The 23082-nt window shown below is 59.7% G+C and carries 21 protein-coding genes; 13 read left to right on the top strand and 8 right to left on the bottom strand.

Going from position 1 to position 23082, the window contains the following annotated elements:
• Positions 1–3: 3 nt before the first annotated feature.
• Positions 4–633 (bottom strand): response regulator, encoded by a 630-nt coding sequence (locus FIV35_RS25765; protein ID WP_034101058.1) that lies wholly within the window; start codon positions 631–633, stop codon positions 4–6.
• A gap of 18 nt (positions 634–651) precedes the next feature.
• Positions 652–2646, bottom strand: a complete 1995-nt coding sequence (locus FIV35_RS25760) for a PAS domain-containing sensor histidine kinase (protein WP_034139538.1) — start codon at positions 2644–2646, stop codon at positions 652–654.
• 77 nt (positions 2647–2723) lie between these two features.
• Between FIV35_RS25760 and FIV35_RS25755 the strand changes: the two genes are divergently transcribed.
• Entirely contained in the window at positions 2724–3698 is a 975-nt protein-coding gene (locus FIV35_RS25755; protein WP_034139539.1) for an alpha/beta hydrolase family protein, read from the top strand.
• Between the two features lie 61 nt (positions 3699–3759).
• Here FIV35_RS25755 and FIV35_RS25750 read toward each other — a convergent pair whose 3' ends face one another.
• Genes FIV35_RS25750 through FIV35_RS25740 form a run of 3 tightly spaced genes read right to left on the bottom strand, consistent with a single transcriptional unit; the run spans position 3760 to position 6225 of the window.
• A complete protein-coding gene (locus FIV35_RS25750) occupies positions 3760–4527 on the bottom strand; it encodes a TerB family tellurite resistance protein (protein ID WP_034139540.1) in 768 nt (255 codons plus the stop codon).
• Between the two features lies 1 nt (position 4528).
• Positions 4529–5203, bottom strand: coding sequence for an N-acetylmuramate alpha-1-phosphate uridylyltransferase MurU (murU, locus tag FIV35_RS25745; RefSeq protein WP_034139541.1), 675 nt, complete (start codon positions 5201–5203; stop codon positions 4529–4531).
• Positions 5200–6225: an aminoglycoside phosphotransferase family protein gene (locus FIV35_RS25740; RefSeq protein WP_034139542.1), complete on the bottom strand. Its 1026-nt coding sequence runs from the start codon at positions 6223–6225 to the stop codon at positions 5200–5202. The genes murU and FIV35_RS25740 overlap by 4 nt, the downstream gene beginning before the upstream one ends.
• A 130-nt stretch (positions 6226–6355) precedes the next feature.
• Here FIV35_RS25740 and FIV35_RS25735 point away from each other — a divergent pair, with 130 nt between their 5' ends.
• The 11 genes from FIV35_RS25735 to FIV35_RS25685 all read left to right on the top strand — a co-directional run bounded on the left by FIV35_RS25735 (position 6356) and on the right by FIV35_RS25685 (position 20417).
• The gene (locus FIV35_RS25735; protein WP_034139543.1) at positions 6356–9157 is read left to right on the top strand and encodes an LPS-assembly protein LptD; all 2802 of its coding nucleotides are present in this window, start codon (positions 6356–6358) and stop codon (positions 9155–9157) included.
• The gene (locus FIV35_RS25730) at positions 9132–10472 is read left to right on the top strand and encodes a peptidylprolyl isomerase (RefSeq protein WP_034139544.1); all 1341 of its coding nucleotides are present in this window, start codon (positions 9132–9134) and stop codon (positions 10470–10472) included. The genes FIV35_RS25735 and FIV35_RS25730 overlap by 26 nt, the downstream gene beginning before the upstream one ends.
• Positions 10469–11458 (top strand): 4-hydroxythreonine-4-phosphate dehydrogenase PdxA, encoded by a 990-nt coding sequence (pdxA, locus tag FIV35_RS25725; RefSeq protein WP_034139545.1) that lies wholly within the window; start codon positions 10469–10471, stop codon positions 11456–11458. Before FIV35_RS25730 ends, pdxA begins: the two co-directional genes overlap by 4 nt.
• Positions 11455–12267, top strand: a complete 813-nt coding sequence (gene rsmA, locus FIV35_RS25720) for a 16S rRNA (adenine(1518)-N(6)/adenine(1519)-N(6))-dimethyltransferase RsmA (protein WP_034101068.1) — start codon at positions 11455–11457, stop codon at positions 12265–12267. The genes pdxA and rsmA overlap by 4 nt, the downstream gene beginning before the upstream one ends.
• 106 nt (positions 12268–12373) lie before the next feature.
• The gene (apaG, locus tag FIV35_RS25715) at positions 12374–12754 is read left to right on the top strand and encodes a Co2+/Mg2+ efflux protein ApaG (protein ID WP_034101069.1); all 381 of its coding nucleotides are present in this window, start codon (positions 12374–12376) and stop codon (positions 12752–12754) included.
• Positions 12754–13605 (top strand): symmetrical bis(5'-nucleosyl)-tetraphosphatase, encoded by an 852-nt coding sequence (locus tag FIV35_RS25710; protein WP_034139546.1) that lies wholly within the window; start codon positions 12754–12756, stop codon positions 13603–13605. Before apaG ends, FIV35_RS25710 begins: the two co-directional genes overlap by 1 nt.
• Before the next feature lie 32 nt (positions 13606–13637).
• Positions 13638–13967, top strand: coding sequence for a thiosulfate sulfurtransferase GlpE (gene glpE / locus FIV35_RS25705; RefSeq protein ID WP_034139547.1), 330 nt, complete (start codon positions 13638–13640; stop codon positions 13965–13967).
• Positions 13968–14252: 285 nt separating this feature from the next.
• On the top strand, positions 14253–16175 hold the full coding sequence (locus FIV35_RS25700; protein WP_034101074.1) for a PrkA family serine protein kinase: 1923 nt from the start codon (positions 14253–14255) through the stop codon (positions 16173–16175).
• A 115-nt stretch (positions 16176–16290) separates the two neighbouring features.
• On the top strand, positions 16291–17562 hold the full coding sequence (locus tag FIV35_RS25695) for a YeaH/YhbH family protein (protein WP_034139548.1): 1272 nt from the start codon (positions 16291–16293) through the stop codon (positions 17560–17562).
• The gene (locus FIV35_RS25690) at positions 17559–19124 is read left to right on the top strand and encodes a SpoVR family protein (RefSeq protein ID WP_034101076.1); all 1566 of its coding nucleotides are present in this window, start codon (positions 17559–17561) and stop codon (positions 19122–19124) included. The genes FIV35_RS25695 and FIV35_RS25690 overlap by 4 nt, the downstream gene beginning before the upstream one ends.
• 63 nt (positions 19125–19187) lie before the next feature.
• Positions 19188–20417 carry a multifunctional CCA addition/repair protein gene (locus FIV35_RS25685; protein ID WP_034139549.1) on the top strand — a complete coding sequence of 410 codons (1230 nt, stop codon included), beginning with the start codon at positions 19188–19190 and terminating at the stop codon, positions 20415–20417.
• Here the strand turns inward: FIV35_RS25685 and folK are convergent.
• Entirely contained in the window at positions 20412–20930 is a 519-nt protein-coding gene (folK, locus tag FIV35_RS25680) for a 2-amino-4-hydroxy-6-hydroxymethyldihydropteridine diphosphokinase (protein WP_034101079.1), read from the bottom strand. The genes FIV35_RS25685 and folK overlap by 6 nt on opposite strands.
• Complete coding sequence (folB, locus tag FIV35_RS25675; protein ID WP_034101080.1) at positions 20921–21274, bottom strand: dihydroneopterin aldolase; 354 nt, start codon at positions 21272–21274, stop codon at positions 20921–20923. The genes folK and folB overlap by 10 nt, the downstream gene beginning before the upstream one ends.
• A gap of 74 nt (positions 21275–21348) precedes the next feature.
• Between folB and plsY the strand changes: the two genes are divergently transcribed.
• Complete coding sequence (gene plsY / locus FIV35_RS25670) at positions 21349–21918, top strand: glycerol-3-phosphate 1-O-acyltransferase PlsY (RefSeq protein ID WP_034101082.1); 570 nt, start codon at positions 21349–21351, stop codon at positions 21916–21918.
• A 19-nt stretch (positions 21919–21937) separates the two neighbouring features.
• On the opposite strand, the gene tsaD is transcribed toward plsY, so the two are convergent.
• Positions 21938–22963 (bottom strand): tRNA (adenosine(37)-N6)-threonylcarbamoyltransferase complex transferase subunit TsaD, encoded by a 1026-nt coding sequence (tsaD, locus tag FIV35_RS25665; protein WP_034139550.1) that lies wholly within the window; start codon positions 22961–22963, stop codon positions 21938–21940.
• Between the last annotated feature and the right edge of the window lie 119 nt (positions 22964–23082).

Below are 23082 nucleotides of genomic sequence, written 5' to 3'. Positions count from 1 at the left end.
CCGCTACAGAAGCTTGTGTTCCATGGCGTACCGCACCAGCTCGGCCAGGGAGGTGATATTAAGCTTCTGCATCAGGCGCGCCTTGTGGGTACTGATGGTCTTGCTGCTGAGGGCCAGTTGCTGGGCGATGTCATTGACATTGGCGCCCTGCGCCAGGCGTTCGAACACCGAGAACTCGCGCTCCGAAAGCAATGAATGCAGTGGGCGGGCATCGGTGAGGCCGACTTCGAAGACCATCCGGTCGGCCAGGTCCGGGTCGATATAGCGCCCACCGGCCGCTACCTTGCGAATCGCCGTCAGCAGCAACGCCGGATCACTGTCCTTGGTGGCGTAGCCGGCGGCGCCGACCTTCAAGGCCCGCGCGGCCATCTGCGCTTCGTCATGCATCGACAGCACCAGGATCGCCGGCGGGTTGTTCAATGCCCGAATCCGCGCAATCGCTTCCAGGCCATTGACGCCCGGCATGGAGATGTCCAGCAGCACCACCTCACAGGCGACGTGGCGCAACGTCTCCAATAACTGCTCGCCATTGCTCGCCTCTCCCACCACCTGCAGGTCTTTGGCCAGGCCGATCAATTGCTTGATGCCTTCACGGACGATGGTGTGGTCTTCGGCTACCAGTACACGGATCACAAGGCTTTCCTCTTATTGTCAGGCATCCAATGGCACCGTCACGCTCAGGGTGGTGCCCTCCCCCAGCTCGCTGTGCAGGCTCAGTTGCCCGCCCATTATCAACACCCGCTCGCGCATGCCCACCAGGCCGAACGAGGTCGCACGGCCTTGTGCCTGAACGAAGCCGACGCCGTCGTCGCTGATGGTCAGGCGCAGGTCGGTGCCTTCAATCGCCAGGCTAAGTTCCACAGTATGCGCCTGGGCATGGCGCATCACATTGGTCAGCGCCTCTTGCAAGATACGAAACAGGCCGACGGCCTTGGCGTCGCTCAGGGCCGGCAGGTTATCCGGCACCTGCACCAGGCAAGGAATGTGCGTGCGCGCTTCAAAGCGCCGGGCCTGCCACTCGATGGCCGAGGCAATGCCCGCGTCGAGAATCGGCGGGCGCAGCGCGGTGGCCACGTCGCGCACCAATTGGAAAAGCTGGGCGATCAGGCGCTTCATGCTGTTCAGGCGCTCATGCAGGCCGGGGTCCAACTGCGCGTAGGCCAGCTCGCACATGGAGGTTTCCAGCTTGAGCACGGTGAGCATCTGGCCGAGTTCATCGTGCACTTCACGGGCAATGCGGGCCTTTTCTTCTTCGCGCACGGTTTCCAGGTGGGCCGACAGCTCGCGCAATTGCGCCTCGCTTTGCAACAAGGCGGCCAGGGTGCGGCGCAGTTCGGTGACGTCGTTGAGGTACACCACCAGGTACTCGGCATCGGCAAAACGCACAAAACTCAAGGAAACGTTGGCCGGCAGGATGCTGCCATCGGCGCGCAAACAATCGGTGGCGAAATTCTGCGGTCCTTCTTCGCTGGCCCGTGCGCGTTTCCACAGATTGAGCCAGCGGTCCATGTCCAGCGTGGGGTCGAGGTCGACCAGCGGCCGCTCGATCAAAGTGCCGGGGCCATAACCGAGCATGTTTTCGGCCGCACGGTTGGCGTAGCGCACATGACTGTCCCAGTTCACCCAGAGAATGCCAACGGTGCTTTGATCGATGGAAAACTGCGTCAACCGCAGCGCCTGGGCACCGGCCGCACGGGCGGCGCTTTCTTCGCGGGCGGCCAGCAGGTCGTGTTCCAGTTGGCGTTGGTGGCGACGCTGCCAGAACACCACCGCCAGGCTGGCGAGCAGCAGCAGGCACAGCAACAGGCTCAGGTTCTGCCACAGCCCCGGGGATTGCGTCAGCCGGGGATATTGGGGTTGCAGCCAGCGGTTGTGCAGTTGGTCCAGGTCACGGGCGGGAATGGCACGCAGCGCGCTTTCCATGATGCCGGCCAGTTCCGGCCATTCGCGGCGGGTGGCTACACGCAAGAGTTGCGGTAGGCCGATATCCCCCACCACCGCCAGCCCGGCGAATTCCGCTTCGGCGGACAGACGACTCAGTTGCGCTTCATCCACCACCGCATAGCGGGCCTGTTGGCTGACCAGCAATTGCAGGGCCTGGCGCTCCATGGGCACGCCTTGCAGATTGAGATTGGGGTATGTGCTGCGTAGGTAATCGGCCACGGCACTGGGCATGCGCACCGCAACGCGGGATTGATCATCGAGTTTTTCAAGCTCCACGGCAGCGCCGCCCTCACGAATGCCCACCACACGCTGGGGCACGCGCATATAGGGGTCGGTGAACAACCACAGACGCAGGCCGGCCGGGGTCTGCTGCAGGCCGGGAGCCATGTCCACCTCGCCCTCGCGTACGGCCTCTTCCAACTGCTCCTGGGTGGGAAAGTTGCGCCACGTCAGTTCGATATTCAGCGCTTTGGCCAGCCACTGCATCAATTCGACATTGGCCCCCGACAAACGCTGTAGGCGCCGATCGTACTGCGCGTAAGGCGCTTGCAGCACTACGCCGACCCGCAGCTCCGGATGCTCGGTCAGCCATTGGCGCTGCTGCGCAGTGAGTTGCGCCTGCGGTATGCCAGGCGCGGGGGCGGCGTTTGCCATCAAGGCAACGCACAAACAGCCGATAAGCAGCAGACAGCGAAAACCCATGATCCACGTCTCACATCACTGACAAATACTGACCAACCCATTAGGCTGCTGGAATTACTTCTGGCCGGGAATTAACGATGCCCTTTCACCACCGTTCGGCACTGCCAGCATTGTGCCTGTCGCTGCTCTTTACCAGTGCCTTTTCTGTACAGGCCGCTGACGCTCCCGCGCCAGAAGCCGAAAAACCCGTAGAGCGCCAGCCGCTGCCGGAGCGCAGCCAGGCTGAAGCCAGCGCCCTGGAACGCACAATCCCACAACAAGAGCAGCAGCAATTGCAGGCTGGTAGCGATTCCTTCCTGGCCCTGTGGAAACCCGCCAACAGCGCCGAACCCGAGGGCGTGGTGATTATCGTACCGGGCGCCGGGGAAAATGCTGACTGGCCGCAAGCAATCGGCCCTTTACGCCGCAAATTGCCGGATGCCGACTGGGGCAGCCTGAGCCTGTCGTTGCCGGATGTGAGCGTAGACACCCTGCCGCCGCGCGTTATGGAAGCGCCCAAAGCCACGGTCGACACCAGCAGCAAAGAAGCCAGCACCGCGGATAAACCCATCGAACAAGCCGCCAGCGCCGAAGCCGAGGGCACCGACCCGTCGGTGGTTCCGGGCGCCGACGAGCAGGATAAGACCGATGCCTCGCGCATTTTTGATCGCATCGACGCCGCCGTGGCCTTCGCGCAAACCCAGAGTGCGCGCAGTGTAGTGCTGCTCGGCCATGGCACCGGAGCTTGGTGGGCGGCGCGCTACTTGACCGAGAAGCAACCGTCCCAGGTGCAGAAGTTCGTCATGGTCGACGCCAAGACACCCAATGGCCGTCAGCCGGACGTGCAGCAACTGGCCCCCGGCCTGAAAATGCCGACTGCCGACGTTTTCTATCAAGACAACACACAGTCCAGCAAAAACGCCATGGCTCGCCTGCAGGCGGCCAAGCGGTTGAAGAATGACGGCTATAAACAGGTGTCGCTCAAGACCCTACCCGGCAACAGCGCCGCCGAGCAGGAACAGCTGTATCGCAGGATCAGAGGCTGGTTGAGCCCCCAAACGACACAAGACTGAAGTGGGAGGGGGCAAGCCCCCTCCCATATTTTGATAGGAGTTCTATCTTCAACGGTGGCGACTAACGAAAATCCCGGCGTTCGCGAATCAACGCATAGGCGTTGTGCAACTCGCGGGTGCGCTCGGTGGCCTCGCGTACCTGCGCTGGGCTGGCGCCGGTGCCGGCGATTTTATCCGGGTGGTGACGGCTGAGCAGGCGACGGTAGGCGCGCTTAATCGTTGACGGGTCCGCGGTGGCCGTCACCCCCAGCAACCGCAGGGCGTCCTGATACGTTGCGCTGCGATTGACCAACGGCTTGCGCTCGGGCGCGTAGTCAGCGGCCAGCGCCTTGAGCTGTTGCGGCGTCCAGCCGAGCCAGCGCCCCCACTGCTCGATCAAGTCGCGCTCGGCGTCATCCGCACGGCCGTCCGCCCAGACCATCCGCCAGCAGGCGCGCAGCACGCCTTCGGCCGCATGGGGCTGAGCCTTGAGCACACGCAAGTATCTGCGCACCCGGTCGGACCCGGATTTGCCCCGATTGAATGCCGCAATCGCACGCCGCTGAGCTGATTCGGTCATGTCCAGGGCGCGCATTTCCTGCCGCGCCTGCTGAATATGCCCATCCACCACGCGGCCATTGCTCTTGGCCAGCCGCCCCAGCAACACAAACAGCAATTCGTCATTGCGTAACGCCGGGCGACCGCCCAGGCGCTCGCGCAACTGCGCCCAACTGTGCAGTTGCAGGCGACGATCCAGCGCCTGCCCCAGCAGTGCCCCCAACAAAGCCCCCGGAATACTGGCAATGGCATAGCCAGCCCCGGCGCCAATCAGCGTCCCTGGCCACAACATGTTACTGCCCCACTATGAGCAGGGATTCGACTTGCGCAAGGCGCTCCAGCGTACCGACATCAATCCAGCGTCCTGCCATGTGCTCCCCCGTTACCTGACCTTTCGCCATGGCTGCGCGCAGCAGCGGCGCCAACTTGAAGGCACCCGCGCTGCAACCCTCAAACAACTTGGGGTCGAGCACGGAAATGCCACTGAAGGTCAGGTTATCGGCACCGGGCGCCGCATCATGAAGAAGACCGTGATCCAGGTAAAAATCACCGCCCGAAGGGTGATGCGCCGGGTTATCCACCATCACCAGATGCGCCAGCCCCTTGAGCGGTTGCTTGAGCTGGGCGAAATCGTAGTCAGTCCAGATATCGCCATTGACCACCAGAAAAGGTTGATCCCCCAGCAATGGCAGTGCCTGGAAAATTCCGCCGCCGGTCTCCAGCGGCTCGCCCTCCGGGGAGTAACGGATGCGCAGCCCGAATTGCGCGCCGTCGCCCAGATAACTTTCGATCTGCTGACCGAGCCAGGCGTGGTTGATCACGATGTCGGTGAAGCCGGCCTTGGCCAGCGCCTCCAGGTGATACTCGATCAGGCGCTTGCCACCAGCCTGCACCAGCGGCTTAGGGGTGTGCAAAGTGAGCGGACGCATCCGCTCGCCTTTGCCCGCGGCCAGGATCATGGCCTTCATAGAACGGCCTCGGCCGGCTGGCGCAGGCTGACCAACAGCTCGGACAGTTCACTCAACTGCGGACGCTCAGCCACTACCGCTTCTATATAAGCGAAGAAGCGCGGCACGTCGGCCAGGTAGCGAGGCTTGCCGTCGCGGTGGCAGATACGCGCAAAAATGCCGATGACCTTGAGATGGCGCTGCACGCCCATCAAGTCGCTGGCGCGCAGGAATTCATCGAAGTCCGCCTGCACCGGGATGCCAAGTTTCATGGCCTGCGCCCAATAACCACGCTGCCATTCCCGCACGCGGGCCTGGGGCCAACTAAGAAAGGCGTCTTTGAACAGACAAGTGATGTCGTAGGTGACCGGACCATAAACCGCATCCTGGAAATCCAGCACGCCGGGGTTGGGCTCGCTGATCATCAGGTTGCGCGGCATATAGTCGCGGTGCACCAGCACTTTGGGCTGCGCCAGGGCGCTGTCGATCAACCGATCGCTGACGCACTGCCAGAGGGCTTGTTGATGGGTATCCAATTCGATGCCCAGGTGTCGGCGCACGTACCACTCGGGAAACAGTTCCAGCTCGCGCCGCAGCAAGGCGACGTCATAACTGGGCAGCGGCGCATCCATCGGCAATTGCTGAAAAGCCAGCAAGGCATCGATGGCCTCGGCGAATAATTGATCGGCGTTGTGCTCGTCGATCACGTCCAGGTAGGTTTTTGTGCCCAGGTCATTGAGCAAAAGAAAGCCTCGCGGCAGATCTTCTGCATAAATTTTCGGAACATTTATCCCAGACCTCGCAAGTAAATGCGCGATATCGACGAAAGGTTTGCAGTTTTCCTGGGGGGGTGGCGCATCCATGACCACGAAAGTTCGGCCACCTCCCTCCCAACGGAAATAGCGCCTGAAACTCGCGTCGCTGCTGGCCGCGGTCAATGTGGCCGGGGGTACGGCACCCCAGCCGTGAGCGTTGAAAAGGATCGGCAACTGCTCATCCAGCCAGACTTCCAGCTGTTGTAAACGTAGATCTTGCTCGGGCATTACAAGGGTCTCCGACGGCGCTAGCCGTCAAGCGGGTCATGCTTTATTATCACGCATCTTTTTCAGACCATCGAGAGGCGTGCGGCCCACACCGCGGGCAGATGGCACGCAGGAAGCCCGGACTAATAAGATGGCATTGAAATCCCCCGCGTTTCGTAGAAAATTTCCGTTGCTGGTAACCGGCAGTCTGCTGGCCATGCAACCTTTCGCCACCTCATTCGTGGTCGCCGCGGAACAGTATGACTGCTCAGTCTCTGCTTCGGGTGCCTGGGATTGCGCGCCGAAAACCGCCGCTGCCCCGCTACCACCGCGCCCGGTGCATGACGGTGCAGCCGTTAGCTCGGCCAACAGCACGGCGCAAGCCGATGCCGGTGGCAGCGCTGAGGCCGAGCCCAAGACCGCACTGGTCACCGAAGCCAAGGGCCGCGGCCTGCGCTCGCGCAGCGCCGACTATAGCCACTTGGACTGGGTGCCTCGCGAAAAGTTGACCGCGGCCCAACTGGCCGAAACCGGTCCTTACTGCGCCGGTGCGTACGTCGAACCGACACGTCCTGGCATGAACGACAAGACCAACAAGAGCGACGCGCCGACCTTCATCGGCGCCAAGGCCTCTCGTTACGAGCAGGAATCGCAAGTTGCGACCTTGGCCGGTGACGTCGTCATGCGCCAGGGCAGCATGCAGCTCGAATCCCAGGAAGCCAGCCTGTACCAGGCCGAGAACCGTGGCGAGCTGAACGGCAATGTGCGTCTGCGTGACAACGGTGCACTGATCGTCGGCGACCACGCCCAAGTTCAGTTGGACACCGGCGCCGCCCAGATCGACAACGCCGAATATGTGATGCACAAGTCGCGCATCCGCGGCAGCGCGCTGTACGCCAAGCGTGCCGAAAACGCGATCATCCGTCTCAAGGACGGTACGTACACCACCTGTGAGCCGGACAGCAACGCCTGGCAGCTCAAAGGCAATAACATCACGTTGAACCCGGCCACCGGTTTCGGTACGGCGACCAACGCGACGTTGCGGGTCAAGAACATCCCGATCCTGTATACGCCTTATATCTACTTCCCGATCGACGATCGTCGTCAGTCCGGCTTCCTGCCGCCGAGCTTCGCCACTGGTGGCGAAACGGGCTTTGCGCTGACCACGCCGTACTACTTCAACCTGGCGCCGAACTACGACGCCACGTTGTACCCGCAATACATGACCAAGCGCGGCCTGTTGATGGAAGGCGAGTTCCGCTACCTCACCAAGTCCAGCGAAGGCCAGTTCGGCGGCGCGTACCTGAACGACGACAGCGACGAGCGCAGCAAGCAGACCGATTACGAAAAAACCCGCTATATGCTCAATTGGCAGCATAAGGGTGGGTTGGATTCGCGGTTGTCGACTCAGGTCGATTACACCAAGATCAGCGATCCGTTCTACTTTCAAGATTTGAAAAGTAACCAAATCGGCGTGGAATCCCAGGACTTCCTCAATCAGCAGGGATCCGTTACCTATCGCGGTGATTCTTATCAGGCTCGCTTGAATCTTCAAGCTTACCAACTGGCAACTATTTCCCAGATAACGCCGTACGACAGACTGCCGCAAATCACCTTCAATGGTGCACTGCCTTATCATCCAGGCGGACTGAACTTCAGTTATGAAACAGAAGCCGTAAGATTTGATCGAGACCTGCGCAGCGGTAGGGTTCTTGACAAAGATGGCGGCCCTGCCAATTCAGATGGCACCTTTGGTGAAAGACGCCTTGATGAAAACGTCACAGGCCTAACACGTGCTAATGGCACTCGACTTAATGTTGCCCCAGCCGTTGATTACCCAATGAACTGGACCTACGGCTTCATTACACCGAAGCTCAAGTACGTCTATACCAAATACGATCTGGACCTGGACGGAACAGGCAAGTCGCAGATGGCGAATGCCGGTCAAACCTTCAAAAGCTCTCAAGATCGTGCGGTGCCCATTGCCAGCGTGGACAGCGGCCTGTACTTCGATCGCCAGACCAACTGGTTCGGCAAAGCCTACAACCAGACCCTCGAACCGCGTGCTTACTACCTCTACGTCCCGAACAAGGACCAGAGCGATATTCCTGTCTTCGACACCAGCGAGTACGCATTCAGCTACGGCTCGCTGTTCCGCGACAACCGCTTCAGCGGCTCTGACCGGATCGGCGACGAGAACAAACTGTCCCTGGGCGTAACCAGCCGCTGGATCGAAGAGAACGGTTTCGAGCGTCAGCGCGTCAGCGTCGGCCAGGCGATTTACTTCAAGGACCGTGAAGTTCAACTTCCAGGCGTACTGGCCGCTGACCGTGCCGATGCACAGTCCGACGTATCCCCTGTCGCCTTGGAATATGAGTTCCGCTTCAACCGCGACTGGCGTGCCACTGCCGATTACAACTGGGACACAGAAGAGCACAGTGCCCGCTCCGGCAGCGCAATGTTCCACTACCAGCCGGAAGACAACCCCAACAAGGTGGTCAACCTTGGTTATCGCTATCGCAACGACCAGGTGGTCTACAACCAGCTGACTGGCAAATGGCAGTTCGGTGGGGACTACGGCACCGAAGGTCAACCGAACTTCGTGAAGGATTACTACAAAATCCAACAACACGACTTCTCGATGATGTGGCCGATCATTCCACAGTGGAACCTGATTACCCGTTGGCAGTATGACTATGCCCGCAACCGCACCCTGGAAGCGTTTGGTGGTTTCGAGTACGACAACTGCTGCTGGAAATTGCGTGTCATCAACCGTTACTGGGTTTCCAACGACGAATATACCCAGCTCGCCCCTCTTAACGAAAAGGGTGACCACGGGCTCTTCTTCCAGATCGTCCTCAAAGGACTCGGCGGCCTGACCGGCGCCAAGGTAGAGAGCTTCCTCGACAAAGGCATTCAAGGTTATCGTGAACGTGAAGATCAAGCTTTCTGATTGTCTGCGCCCGCTCCTGCTGGGCGCGCTGTTCCTGGGAACCGCAGCGGCGCATGCCGCGGTCCAGCCGCTGGACAAGGTCGTGGCCATTGTCGATAACGACGTGATCATGCAGAGCCAACTGGACCAACGGGTCAAGGAAGTTCAGCAAACCATCGCCAAGCGTGGCGGTGGCGTGCCACCTACCAGCGTCCTGGATCAACAGGTACTGGAACGCTTGATCGTCGAGAACCTGCAACTGCAGATCGGCGAACGTTCCGGCATTCGCATCTCGGACGAAGAGTTGAACCAGGCGGTAGGCACGATTGCTCAGCGCAATAACATGAGCATCGACCAGTTCCGCGCCGCCCTGGCGCGTGACGGCCTGTCCTATGAAGATGCCCGTGATCAGATCCGCCGTGAAATGATCATCAGCCGTGTACGTCAGCGCCGTGTGGCCGAGCGGGTTCAGGTGTCCGAGCAGGAGGTGAAGAACTTCCTGGCCTCGGACCTGGGCAAGATGCAGCTTTCCGAAGAACTGCACCTGGCCAATATTCTGATTCCGACACCGGACAGCGCCAACTCCGAACAGCTCAACGCAGCCGCCGCCAAGACCCAAGCGATTTATGATCGCCTCAAGGCCGGTGCTGATTTTGCGCAAATGGCCATCGCCGAGTCCGGCAGCGACAACGCCCTTGAAGGCGGTGATATGGGCTGGCGTAAGGCCGCTCAATTGCCACCGCCGTTCGACCGTGAACTGAGTGCGATGGAAGTGGGCGGCATTACCCAACCAGCGCGCACGCCGGGCGGTTTCATCATCCTGAAGTTGTTGGAGCGTCGTGGTGGCCAAACCTCGTTGAAAGACGAAGTACATGTTCGTCACATCCTGGTCAAACCAAGTGAAATCCGCACCGAAGCGCAAACCAAGGAATTGGCCGAGAAGATCTACGACCGCATCCAGAACGGTGAAGACTTCGCCACCCTGGCCAAGAGCTTCTCGGAAGACCCGGGTTCCGCCCTCAACGGCGGCGACCTGAACTGGATCGACCCGAAAGCACTGGTGCCAGAGTTCCAACAAGTCATGGCCGATACCCCGCAAGGTGTGTTGTCCAAGCCGTTCAAGACTCAATATGGCTGGCATGTGCTGGAAGTCCTTGGCCGTCGCGCCACCGACAACACCAGTCAAGCCCGCGAACAGCAAGCGCTAAACGTACTGCGCAACCGCAAGTACGATGAGGAGCTGCAAACTTGGCTGCGTCAGATCCGTGACGAGGCCTATGTGGAAATCAAGCTGCCAGGCGCCGAGCAAACAGGCACCGACCAGGCAGTTCAGTGAAACCTCAGCGTTTCGCGGTGACACCCGGCGAGCCCGCCGGCATCGGTCCAGACCTGTGCCTGCTGCTCGCCTCGCAACCTCAGCCACACCCCCTGATTGCCATTACCAGCCGCGACCTGCTCCTTGAGCGGGCCGCGCAGCTGGGTGTGGCTGTGGATTTGCTGGACGTGGCACCGGGCAACTGGCCCGACGTGCCGGCACCGGCAGATAGCCTGTATGTGTGGGACACCCCACTGCACGCCAAGGTCGTGGCCGGGCAGCTGGATACGGCCAATGCGGCGTTTGTGTTGCAAACCCTGACTCGCGCCGGGCAAGGCTGCCTCGATGGCGACTTCGCGGGCATGATCACCGCGCCGGTGCACAAGGGCGTGATCAATGAGTCCGGCATCGCGTTTTCCGGTCACACCGAGTTCCTTGCCGAGCTGACCCACACCACACAAGTTGTGATGATGCTTGCCACCCGCGGCTTGCGTGTGGCCCTGGTGACCACGCACCTGCCGCTGCGTGAAGTTGCCGACGCCATTACCGCCGAGCGTTTGGAGCGCGTGACGCGCATCTTGCATGCCGACTTGCGCCAAAAATTCGGCATCGCCCAACCGCGCATCCTGGTCTGCGGGCTCAACCCCCACGCCGGCGAAGGCGGCCACTTGGGCCATGAAGAAATCGACATCATCGAACCCACCCTGGAGCGTCTGCGCCAAGAAGGCATGGACCTGCGCGGCCCACTGCCGGCGGACACTCTGTTTACCCCCAAATATCTGGAGCACTGCGACGCAGTGCTGGCGATGTACCATGACCAAGGGCTGCCGGTGCTGAAATACAAAGGCTTCGGCGCCGCCGTCAACGTGACCCTGGGCCTGCCGATCATCCGTACCTCCGTCGACCATGGCACTGCCCTGGACTTGGCGGGCAGCGGCAAGATCGATACCGGCAGCCTGCACGTGGCCCTGGAAACCGCCTATCAGATGGCCGAGACCCGTATATGACCGAGCATTACCAACACCGGGCGCGCAAGCGCTTCGGGCAGAATTTCCTGCACGACGCAGGCGTGATCGACCGCATCCTGCGCTCCATTCACGCTAAGCCCGAAGACCGCCTATTGGAAATCGGCCCGGGCCAGGGCGCTCTGACCCAAGGTTTGCTGGCCAGTGGCGGGCAGTTGGACGTGGTGGAGCTGGACAAGGACCTGATCCCGATCCTCAATCAGCAATTCGCTGGCAAGTCCAACTTCAACCTGCATCAGGGCGATGCGCTGAAGTTCGACTTCAATAGCCTCAACGCCGCGCCTAATAGCCTGCGCGTGGTCGGCAATCTGCCTTACAACATCTCCACACCGCTGATCTTCCACCTGCTGAACAACGCAGGGATCATCCGCGATATGCACTTCATGCTGCAAAAAGAAGTGGTGGAACGCCTGGCCGCTGGCCCTGGAGGCGGCGATTGGGGTCGACTGTCGATCATGGTTCAGTACCACTGCCGCGTCGAGCACCTGTTCAATGTTGGGCCGGGCGCCTTCAACCCGCCGCCGAAAGTTGATTCGGCCATCGTACGCCTGGTTCCTCATGCCGTGCTGCCTCATCCGGCCAAGGATCATCGCTTACTGGAGCGCGTGGTACGCGAGGCGTTCAACCAGCGCCGCAAAACTTTGCGCAACACGCTCAAAGCGCTGCTGAGCAACGCCGAAATCGAAGCCGCCGGGGTAGACGGCAGCCTGCGCCCCGAGCAACTGGACCTGGCCGCGTTCGTGCGCCTGGCTGACCAGTTGGCCATCCAGCCTGCACCAGCCGCAGACTGAAACCTGCTGTGCATGGGCCAGACGGCATGTCTGGCCTAGTGCCCACCTCTTGGCCTAGACTGATCCGCATCTGCTGTCTTCCGCTTTTGCTTTTAAGGCCTCTTGCATGTCCGATCCTCGCTACCAGATCGACGTCAGCGTCGTCACCCGCTTCCTGGCGGAACAATCGCAACCTGAACAAAACCGCTACGCCTTTGCCTACACCATCACGGTGAAAAACAACGGGCTGGTGCCGGCTAAACTCCTCTCTCGCCACTGGGTGATTACCGACGGTGACGGCCAGGTCGAAGAAGTCCGCGGCGCCGGCGTTGTCGGCCAGCAGCCATTGATCGACAGCGGCGCCAGCCACACTTACAGCAGCGGCACGGTGATGACCTCCAAGGTCGGAACCATGCAGGGCTCCTATCAAATGAAAGCCACCGACGGTCATTTATTCGACGCCATGATCAAACCATTCCGTCTCGCCGTGCCCGGAGCCCTGCACTGATGGCGACGTATGCGGTCGGTGACCTGCAAGGTTGCCTGAAGCCCCTCAAATGCCTACTGCAACGGGTCGCCTTCGACCCGGCGCAGGATCGCCTGTGGCTGGTGGGTGATTTGGTCAACCGTGGCCCCGAGTCGCTGGAAACCCTGCGCTACCTGTATAACCTGCGACATTCGTTGGTTTGCGTGTTGGGCAATCACGACCTGCACCTGCTGGCAGCGGCGAATAACATCGAACGTCTGAAAAAAGGCGATACGCTGCGGGAAATTCTCGAAGCACCTGACCGCGACGAACTGCTCGACTGGCTGCGTCGGCAAAAGATCATGCATTACGACGAAGGCCGCCGCATGGCGCTGGTGCATGCCGGCATCGCGCCGCAATGGACGCTGAAAAAAGCCCTCAAATGTGCGGCCGAGGTCGAGCACGCTTTGGCCGACGATAGCCTGTACACCGCCTACCTCGACGGCATGTACGGCAACGAGCCGGTTAAATGGGATAACGACCTCATCGGCGTCGCTCGACTGCGGGTCATCACCAACTACTTCACGCGCATGCGCTTCTGCACCGCCGAGGGCAAACTGGACCTCAAGAGCAAGGAAGGCGCGGACACCGCATTGCCCGGCTATAAACCCTGGTTTGCCCATAAAGAACGCAAGACCCGTGACACCAAGATCATCTTCGGCCACTGGGCGGCCCTGGAAGGCCAGTGCGACGAGCCCGGCGTGTTTGCCCTCGACACCGGTTGCGTGTGGGGCGGCGCCATGACCCTGATGAATATCGACACCGGCGAGCGCCATCGCTGCCAGTGCCAACCCCCTCTTCCCGTTACACAGCCGGCCGCCGCCAAGCGCTAGACGCCGCTTGCCGCCCGCCCAAGGAGCCCGCCATGAGCGAATTCAAACGTATCCCTCCCGAACAAGCCAAGGCTCTGCGCGAGCAAGGCGCGGTAGTAGTCGATATCCGTGACCAGCCGACCTACGCCGCTGCGCACATTGCTGGCGCCAAGCATTTGGACAACGTCAACATCGCTGACTTTATCCGCGACGCCGACCTCGACGCACCGGTGATCGTGGCGTGCTACCACGGTAACTCCAGCCAGAGCGCAGCCGCGTATCTGGTCAATCAAGGCTTCTCCGACGTCTATAGCCTGGATGGCGGGTTTGAGCTGTGGCGTGCGACCTTTCCTGCGGAAATCGCATCAGTCGATTCGCAATAATTTTTTTCACACCCCGCTACCCCGCGTGACGCTTGGGCTCGCGCCGTTTCTGACGAACGGCGCGGTCAAACTAATTACGTATCGCGCCTTGACCTCTCCGATTCCGAACTATCCTTAAGCGCAGGCCATCCGAATCAGGGGAGAGCCGGTACACCGGCGTGCGGGTCATCGGTAGCGTTTCAGGGTGTTCTGGGGGGAAAACAACCATTGGCGATCGTCGATGGTTGCCAGCATCGACTGATTGATCCGGCGTCGGCTCCACGTATCGAGCGAGGTGACGACGTCATGAGTATTTTTAGCCACTTCCAACAACGCTTCGCATCCACACAGCAGGAGGAACTCACGCTTCAGGAGTATCTCGAGCTGTGCAAGCAGGACCGCAGTGCCTACGCATCCGCCGCCGAGCGCCTGCTGCTGGCCATCGGCGAACCGGAGCTGGTAGACACCTCGAACAATTCGCGTCTGTCGCGAATATTTTCCAACAAGGTGATCCGCCGTTACCCGGCTTTTGAAGACTTCCATGGCATGGAAGAATGCATCGATCAGATCGTCTCCTACTTCCGCCACGCCGCCCAAGGCCTGGAGGAGAAGAAACAAATCCTCTACCTGCTCGGCCCCGTGGGCGGCGGCAAGTCGTCCCTGGCCGAAAAACTCAAACAACTGATTGAGAAAGTGCCCTTCTACGCCATCAAGGGCTCGCCGGTGTTCGAATCGCCCCTGGGCTTGTTCAACGCCACGGAAGATGGCGCGATCCTCGAAGAAGACTTCGGAATCCCACGGCGCTATCTCAATACCATCATGTCACCCTGGGCCACCAAACGCCTGGCCGAGTTCGGCGGCGATATCAGCCAGTTCCGCGTGGTGAAGCTTTATCCATCGATCCTCAATCAGATCGGCGTGGCCAAGACTGAACCGGGGGACGAGAACAACCAGGATATTTCCGCATTGGTGGGCAAGGTCGATATCCGCAAGCTGGAAGAATTCCCGCAGAACGACGCCGACGCCTACAGCTACTCAGGCGCATTGTGCCGGGCCAACCAGGGCCTGATGGAGTTCGTGGAAATGTTCAAGGCACCGATCAAGGTGCTGCACCCACTGCTTACCGCGACCCAGGAAGGCAACTACAACAGTACCGAAGGCCTGGGCGCCATTCCGTTCACCGGCATCCTGCTGGCCCACTCCAACGAATCGGAATGGCACACCTTCCGCAATAACAAGAACAACGAGGCGTTCATCGATCGGATCTACATCGTCAAGGTGCCGTACTGCCTGCGGGTCAGTGATGAGATCAAGATCTACGACAAGCTGCTGTTCAACAGCTCCCTGTCCAAGGCTCATTGCGCGCCCGACACCCTGAAGATGCTGGCCCAGTTCACCGTGCTGTCGCGGCTCAAAGAACCGGAAAACTCCAACATCTACTCAAAAATGCGGGTGTACGACGGCGAGAACCTCAAGGACACCGATCCCAAGGCCAAGTCGATTCAGGAATATCGCGACTCCGCTGGCGTGGACGAGGGCATGAACGGCCTGTCGACCCGCTTCGCGTTCAAGATCCTGTCCAAAGTGTTCAACTTCGATCCCCACGAGATTGCCGCCAACCCGGTACATTTGCTGTATGTGCTGGAACAACAGATCGAACAGGAGCAGTTCCAGGCAGAAACCCGCGAACGTTACCTGCGGTTCCTCAAGGAATACCTGGCACCGCGCTATATCGAGTTTATCGGCAAGGAAATCCAGACTGCGTACCTGGAGTCCTACAGCGAGTACGGCCAGAACATCTTCGACCGCTACGTGCTGTATGCGGACTTCTGGATCCAGGATCAGGAGTACCGCGACCCCGAGACCGGCGAAATTCTCAACCGTGTAGCGCTCAACGAAGAACTGGAAAAAATCGAAAAACCTGCCGGCATCAGCAATCCGAAGGATTTCCGCAACGAAATCGTCAATTTCGTACTGCGCGCCCGTGCCAACAACAACGGCAAGAACCCTACCTGGCTCAGCTACGAGAAGCTGCGGGTGGTTATCGAGAAGAAAATGTTCTCCAACACCGAGGATCTGCTGCCGGTCATCAGTTTCAATGCCAAGGCCAGCAAGGAGGATCAGCAAAAACACAACGACTTCGTTACTCGAATGGTCGAGCGTGGCTATACCGACAAACAGGTACGCCTTCTTTCGGAATGGTACCTGCGGGTCCGGAAATCGCAGTGAGAGAAGCAGCTGTAAGCTTCTAGCGACAAGCGGCAAGGGAAAAGCGACAGAGCCCGTCAGTGGGCTCTGCCTTGCGGCTTGAAGCTCACGACTTGAAGCTCCCCGGAGGGGCCCCATGAGCTATGTGATCGACCGACGCCTCAATGGCAAGAACAAGAGCACGGTTAACCGCCAGCGTTTCCTGCGGCGTTACCGTGACCACATCAAAAAGGCGGTTGAAGAAGCCGTCAGCCGCCGTTCCATCACGGACATGGAGCACGGCGAACAAATCAGCATCCCCGGACGCGACATCGACGAACCCGTCCTGCACCACGGCAGAGGCGGCAAACAGACCGTCGTGCATCCTGGCAATAAGGAGTTCACCACGGGTGAGCATATCCAACGTCCCCCAGGCGGTGGCGGCGGCAAGGGCCCGGGTAAAGCCGGCAACTCCGGTGAGGGCATGGACGAGTTCGTGTTCCAGATCACTCAGGAGGAATTCCTCGAATTCATGTTCGAGGATTTGGAACTGCCTAACCTGGTCAAACGCAACCTGACCGGCACCGACACCTTCAAAACCGTGCGCGCCGGCATCAGCAACGAAGGCAACCCCTCACGGATCAATATCATCCGCACCCTGCGCTCAGCTCATGCACGGCGGATTGCCTTGTCAGGCAGTAGCCGCGCCAAGCTGAAGCAGGCCAAAGAGGAACTGGCGCGCTTGAAGCGGGATGAACCGGACAACTTCGGTGATATCCAGGAGGTAGAGGCGGAAATCGAAAAACTCAGTGCGCGCATTCACCGCGTGCCGTTTCTCGATACATTCGATTTGAAATACAACTTGCTGGTCAAACAACCCAATCCCAGCTCCAAGGCCGTGATGTTCTGCCTGATGGACGTGTCCGGCTCCATGACCCAGGCCACCAAGGACATCGCCAAACGTTTCTTTATCCTGCTGTACCTGTTTCTCAAGCGGAACTACGACAAGATCGACGTGGTGTTTATCCGCCATCACACCAGCGCGCGGGAAGTCGACGAAGAGGAGTTTTTCTACTCGCGTGAAACCGGCGGCACCATTGTTTCCAGTGCCTTGAAGCTGATGCAGGAGATCATGGCCGAGCGCTACCCGGCCAACGAATGGAATATCTACGCCGCCCAGGCCTCGGACGGCGATAACTGGAACGACGACTCGCCAATCTGCCGTGACATTCTGATCAACCAGATCATGCCGTTCGTGCAGTACTACACTTACGTCGAAATTACCCCCCGTGAGCACCAGGCCCTGTGGTTCGAATACGAGCGTATCGGCGAAGCGTTTGCCGACACGTTCGCCCAGCAGCAATTGGTCTCGGCCGGCGATATCTACCCGGTCTTCCGTGAACTCTTCCAGCGCAGGTTAGTGACATGACCGCCAAAAAAGAGACTAAGCGCCAACCCCTCTCCACCGGGTCCGAATGGACCTTTGAACTGATCCAGGCCTATGACCGGGAAATAAGCCGTATTGCGGCGGGTTATGCCCTGGACACATACCCCAACCAGATCGAGGTGATCACCGCCGAACAAATGATGGACGCCTATGCCTCGGTCGGCATGCCCCTGGGTTACCACCATTGGTCATATGGTAAACACTTTCTCAGCACCGAAAAGTCCTACAGCCGCGGCCAGATGGGCCTGGCGTACGAAATCGTCATCAACTCCGACCCCTGCATCGCTTACCTGATGGAAGAAAACACCATCTGCATGCAGGCGCTGGTCGTGGCCCACGCCTGCTATGGGCACAACAGTTTTTTCAAGGGTAATTACCTGTTCCGCACCTGGACCGATGCCAGTTCAATCATTGATTACCTGGTGTTCGCCAAGCAGTACATCATGCAATGCGAAGAGCGCCACGGCATCGACGCGGTGGAGGATCTGCTCGACTCCTGCCATGCCCTGATGAACTACGGGGTCGACCGCTACAAACGCCCTTATCCGATTTCCGCCGAAGAAGAACGCCTGCGTCAGAAGGAGCGCGAAGAGCATCTGCAAAAACAGATCAATGACCTGTGGCGCACGATTCCGAAACGCGCCGGCAAAAATAACGATAAGGATAATGCTCGCTTCCCCGCCGAACCCCAGGAAAACATTCTGTATTTCCTAGAAAAACACGCGCCGCTGCTGGAGCCCTGGCAAAGAGAAATCGTGCGTATCGTGCGCAAGATCGCCCAGTACTTCTACCCTCAACGCCAGACCCAGGTAATGAATGAGGGCTGGGCAACCTTCTGGCACTACACGCTGATGAACGACCTTTATGATGAAGGCCTGGTTACCGACGGCTTTATGATGGAGTTCCTCACTTCCCACACCAGCGTGGTGTTCCAGCCGGGTTTCGACAGCCCCTATTACAGCGGCATCAACCCCTATGCGCTGGGCTTTGCCATGTACCGTGATATTCGGCGCATGTGCGAAAACCCCACCGAGGAGGATCGCCGTTGGTTCCCGGAAATCGCGGGCAGTGACTGGCTGTCCACGATCAAGTTCGCCATGAGTAGCTTCAAGGATGAGAGTTTTATCCTGCAGTACCTGTCACCCAAGGTGATCCGCGACCTCAAGCTATTCAGCATTCTGGATGACGATCTCAAGGACGATCTGGTGGTACCGGCCATCCATGACGAGCCGGGCTACCGCATCATCCGCGAAACCCTGGCCGCGCAATATAACCTGGGCAATCGCGAACCCAATGTGCAGATCTACAGCATCGATGTACGCGGCGACCGCTCGCTGACGTTGCGCCATCAACAGCACGATCGTAAACCGTTGGGCGATTCCACCGATGAAGTCCTCAAGCACCTGCATCGACTATGGGGTTTCGACATCCATCTGGAAACCTTACAAGGCGATCAGGTCATGAAGACCCACCATGTCCCGCCGCGCAGCGATCACAATGACAACGACTATGGCCGCCTGGACATGGCCGTCGTGCATCTCTGAAGCAGCAAAGCCTCCATCGGTCAGGCACAGACGGTATCCTGTACTGCTAATGGAGGCTTTTTCATGAAAATCTACAAGGTTGGCGGCGCAGTGCGCGACCGCTTGCTAGGCATCGACGTCACAGACATTGACCGCGTCGTTGTGGGCGCGACCACTGAAGAGATGCTGGCCAAGGGGTTCAAGCCTGTCGGCGCTGATTTTCCGGTATTTCTGGACCCGAAGAACGGCGACGAGTACGCCCTCGCCCGCACCGAACGCAAGAGTGGCCGGGGTTATGGCGGCTTTGTGTTCCATGCAAGCCCAGAAGTTACGCTGGAAGAAGACCTGATTCGCCGCGACCTGACCATCAATGCCATGGCGGAGGACGATGACGGCAACCTGATCGACCCTTACAACGGCCAGCAAGACCTGAAAGCCCGCGTCCTGCGTCATGTTTCCCCGACGTTCGCCGAAGATCCTCTGCGAGTGCTCCGCGTAGCACGATTCGCCGCGCGTTATGCACATTTGGGTTTCAAAGTCGCACCGCAAACCCTCGTATTGATGCGCCAACTCAGCGAGTCCGGAGAACTGGAAGCCCTGACCCCTGAACGCAGTTGGAAGGAAATCTCCCGCGCATTAATGGAAGATCAACCTCAGGTGTTTATTCAGGTACTGCGCGACTGCAACGCGCTGAAGACCCTGATGCCTGAAGTCGACGCCCTATTCGGCGTACCGCAGCCCGAGGCACACCATCCTGAAATCGACACCGGCGTGCATACCCTCAGCGTGCTGGAACAGGCCGCTCTGCATCGGCAAACGTTGACCGTTCGCTGGGCCTGCTTGCTCCACGATCTGGGTAAAGGCCTGACACCTGTGGATAAGTTGCCGCAACACATTGCCCACGAACATAGGGGGCTGAAGCTGATCAAGGCGGTCAATGAACGCTTCAAAGTGCCGCGGGACTGCCAGGAGCTGGCGCTGCTGGTTGGCCAATATCACACCCACGGCCATCGCGCCCTGGAGCTGAAAGCCTCGACATTACTGGAGTTATTGCAGAGTTTTGATGTGTATCGCCGGCCGCAGCGTTTCGAAGAATTCGTGGTCGCCTGCGAAATGGACGCCCGTGGTCGCAAAGGCCTTGAGCAACGCAGTTATCCACAGGCGGATTATCTGCGCGGTGCGGCGCAAGCGGCACGCAGCGTTGCGGTGGCGCCGCTGCTGGAGAAAGGTTTCAAGGGCCCTGAACTGGGTGAAGCGCTCAAGCGGGAAAGACTCAAGACACTCAAGGCTTACAAGGAACAGCGCGCTTTATAACAGCGCGCTCGGCGTCAATGGCTGGCCCCGCCATTCAAATGCAACCGGCGCCAGCACCTGATCGATGTGCGAATCACGCCATAAATGCGCCATCGTCTTGCCCGCTTCGGGGTGTAGGCGATCCGGCGCCATCAAAGACAGCGGCCATAACACAAAGGCGTTTTTCAGGATTTCCGCTCGCGGCAGCACCAAACCGTCAAAGTTGCCGACCAGTTCGCCGTACAACAGCACATCGATATCCAGGGGCAAACCTTTGCGATCCGGCGCATAGCGACCGTTATCCGCTTCAATCGACTTCAACCGGCGATCCAGCTCCATCAACGGCAGGTCGGTATACGCCGACACCACCAAGTTGAAGAACGGCCCGCTCTTGATACCGACCGGCTGGCTCTCGAACACTGCCGAACAGCGTACATCCACCAGAAAGCCCGCCAGCGCATCCAGCCCCGCGCGCAAGTGGCGTTCGCGCTCGATATTGCTGCCAAGGCCAAGGTAAATCTGAGTTAGCGACATCCGCGCTCGATCTCCACGCCGACACCCTTGGCGGCCGGGACGGCTCCGGGCTTGGTCAATTTGAGGTGCAGCCAGGGAATCTGGAATTCGCCCATCAAGACTTCGGCCAGACGCTCGGCAAAGGTTTCCACCAACTGGAACTGGGATTGCTCGGCGAACGCCTGGATCCGTGCGGATACGCTCGCGTAGTCCAGCGCCAGGGTCAGGTCGTCACCGGCCGCGGCCGGGCGATTGTCCCAGGCGAAGCTCAGGTCCAGACGCAGGCATTGTCGGATGCCGCGCTCCCAGTCGTAGGCCCCGATCACGGTGTCGACTTCCAGGCCTTCGATAAACACTCTGTCCAAGCACTTTTCTCCGCAGCACGACAAGGGCGCGATGCCCCGTTAGAATCAGGGCGTCCTCGCCCGGAATAGTTAGCATGTTTTGGTCACTGGCGATTCTCGCCTACCTGCTCGGCTCGCTGTCCTTCGCCATTTTGCTCAGCCGCCTGACGGGAAATCCCGATCCGCGAATGGGTGGCTCCGGCAATGCCGGCGCTACCAATATGCTGCGTCTGGCCGGCAAGAAACTTGCGGTCCTGACATTACTAGGCGATGTGTGCAAAGGCCTGTTGCCCGTGCTGATCGCCAGCCTTGCCGGCCTGACCCTGCAACAACAGGCCTGGGTGGGCGTATGCGCCGTACTCGGCCATCTGTTTCCCTTGTACTTTCGCTTTCGCGGCGGCAAAGGTGTCGCTACGGCGGCCGGCATGCTGCTGGGGATCTACCCGCCGGCGGCGCTGCTGGCCGTACTGGCCTGGCTGCTGACGTTCTACCTGACCCGCACCAGCTCGCTGGCAGCGCTGATCGCCACGCCCCTGACCTTGCCGCTGCTGGCCTGGCAGGAACCGGCGGCGCTATTACCGATGAGCGTGTTGACGCTGCTGATCGTCTGGCGCCATCGCGGCAATTTACGCGACCTGTTTGCTGGGCGCGAACGGCATTTTTAAATACCGGCTCACACCCCCGTTACAAAGGCGACAACTGCTCCATCGGCCAGCGCGCCTGCACGCTGATCGCCAGGCTTTCATGCTGCCCCGCCTGCAAACGCTGGCAACCGGCATAGGCAATCATCGCGCCATTATCGGTGCAGAATTCAGGGCGGGCGTAGAACACATCGCCCTTCATATCGCCGAGCATTTTTTCCAGAGAACTGCGCAACGCCTTGTTGGCGCTGACGCCGCCGGCGATCACCAGACGTTTCATGCCCGCCTGCTTGAGGGCGCGCTTGCACTTGATGGTCAAAGTCTCCACCACGGCCTGCTGGAACGCCAGCGCGATGTCGCAACGGGCTTGTTCGCTGTCGTCCCCGGCGCTGATGCTTTGCTGCCAGGTATTGAGCGCGGAGGTTTTCAAGCCGCTGAAGCTGAACATCAGACCCGGGCGATCGCACATGGGCCGCGGGAACGTGTAGCGACCGGCGACGCCCTTTTCGGCGAGGCGGGCGATTTCCGGTCCACCGGGGTAATTGAGGCCCATCATCTTGGCGGTCTTGTCGAAAGCTTCGCCGGCCGCATCATCCAAGGACTCGCCGAGGAGGGTGTATTGGCCGATGCCGTCCACCTGAACCAGCTGCGTATGACCGCCGGATACCAACAAAGCGACGAACGGGAACTGTGGCGGTGTTTTTTCCAGCATGGGGGCCAATAAATGGCCTTCCATATGGTGCACTCCGAGGGCCGGAATGCCCCAGGCGAAAGCCAACGCCTGAGCGCAAGAGGCCCCAACCAGCAGGGCTCCGACCAATCCAGGGCCGGCGGTGTAGGCAATCGCGTCAATCTCGGTCGGCACACAACCGGCCTCGGCCAACACCTGGCGAATCAGCGGCAGCATGCGCTTGACATGATCACGACTGGCCAGCTCCGGCACCACGCCGCCATAGGCGCGATGCAAGTCGATCTGACTGAACAGTGCGTCGGCCAAAAGCCCGCGTTCACTGTCGTAAAGTGCGACACCGGTTTCGTCGCAGGAGGTTTCAAGTCCCAGTACTAGCATGGGTTTGCGCCTTGTAGAGGCTGAATTCGAAGGCGCGCATAATAGTCGCCGCTCCACTTCCCGACTAGCGGTTTTCGATCAGAGGCTTTGCATTCCGGGCAATGAGGGGTTAACATCCG

It is taken from the genome of Pseudomonas rhodesiae (assembly GCF_007858255.1).
GTDB lineage: Bacteria > Pseudomonadota > Gammaproteobacteria > Pseudomonadales > Pseudomonadaceae > Aquipseudomonas > Aquipseudomonas rhodesiae.
The sequence above is the reverse complement of the archived record's forward strand: the minus strand, read 5'-3'. Positions and strand labels throughout refer to the sequence as shown.

Excerpts from the sequence above, each read along its gene's own strand:
- FIV35_RS25760 (WP_034139538.1), bottom strand. The coding sequence starts at position 2,646 with ATGGGTTTTCGCTGTCTGCTGCTTATCGGCTGTTTGTGCGTTGCCTTG.
- FIV35_RS25755 (WP_034139539.1), top strand. The coding sequence starts at position 2,724 with ATGCCCTTTCACCACCGTTCGGCACTGCCAGCATTGTGCCTGTCGCTG.
- FIV35_RS25750 (WP_034139540.1), bottom strand. The coding sequence starts at position 4,527 with ATGTTGTGGCCAGGGACGCTGATTGGCGCCGGGGCTGGCTATGCCATT.
- murU (WP_034139541.1), bottom strand. The coding sequence starts at position 5,203 with ATGAAGGCCATGATCCTGGCCGCGGGCAAAGGCGAGCGGATGCGTCCG.
- FIV35_RS25740 (WP_034139542.1), bottom strand. The coding sequence starts at position 6,225 with ATGCCCGAGCAAGATCTACGTTTACAACAGCTGGAAGTCTGGCTGGAT.
- FIV35_RS25735 (WP_034139543.1), top strand. The coding sequence starts at position 6,356 with ATGGCATTGAAATCCCCCGCGTTTCGTAGAAAATTTCCGTTGCTGGTA.
- rsmA (WP_034101068.1), top strand. The coding sequence starts at position 11,455 with ATGACCGAGCATTACCAACACCGGGCGCGCAAGCGCTTCGGGCAGAAT.
- apaG (WP_034101069.1), top strand. The coding sequence starts at position 12,374 with ATGTCCGATCCTCGCTACCAGATCGACGTCAGCGTCGTCACCCGCTTC.
- FIV35_RS25710 (WP_034139546.1), top strand. The coding sequence starts at position 12,754 with ATGGCGACGTATGCGGTCGGTGACCTGCAAGGTTGCCTGAAGCCCCTC.
- glpE (WP_034139547.1), top strand. The coding sequence starts at position 13,638 with ATGAGCGAATTCAAACGTATCCCTCCCGAACAAGCCAAGGCTCTGCGC.
- FIV35_RS25700 (WP_034101074.1), top strand. The coding sequence starts at position 14,253 with ATGAGTATTTTTAGCCACTTCCAACAACGCTTCGCATCCACACAGCAG.
- FIV35_RS25695 (WP_034139548.1), top strand. The coding sequence starts at position 16,291 with ATGAGCTATGTGATCGACCGACGCCTCAATGGCAAGAACAAGAGCACG.
- FIV35_RS25690 (WP_034101076.1), top strand. The coding sequence starts at position 17,559 with ATGACCGCCAAAAAAGAGACTAAGCGCCAACCCCTCTCCACCGGGTCC.
- FIV35_RS25685 (WP_034139549.1), top strand. The coding sequence starts at position 19,188 with ATGAAAATCTACAAGGTTGGCGGCGCAGTGCGCGACCGCTTGCTAGGC.
- folK (WP_034101079.1), bottom strand. The coding sequence starts at position 20,930 with ATGTCGCTAACTCAGATTTACCTTGGCCTTGGCAGCAATATCGAGCGC.
- plsY (WP_034101082.1), top strand. The coding sequence starts at position 21,349 with ATGTTTTGGTCACTGGCGATTCTCGCCTACCTGCTCGGCTCGCTGTCC.
- tsaD (WP_034139550.1), bottom strand. The coding sequence starts at position 22,963 with ATGCTAGTACTGGGACTTGAAACCTCCTGCGACGAAACCGGTGTCGCA.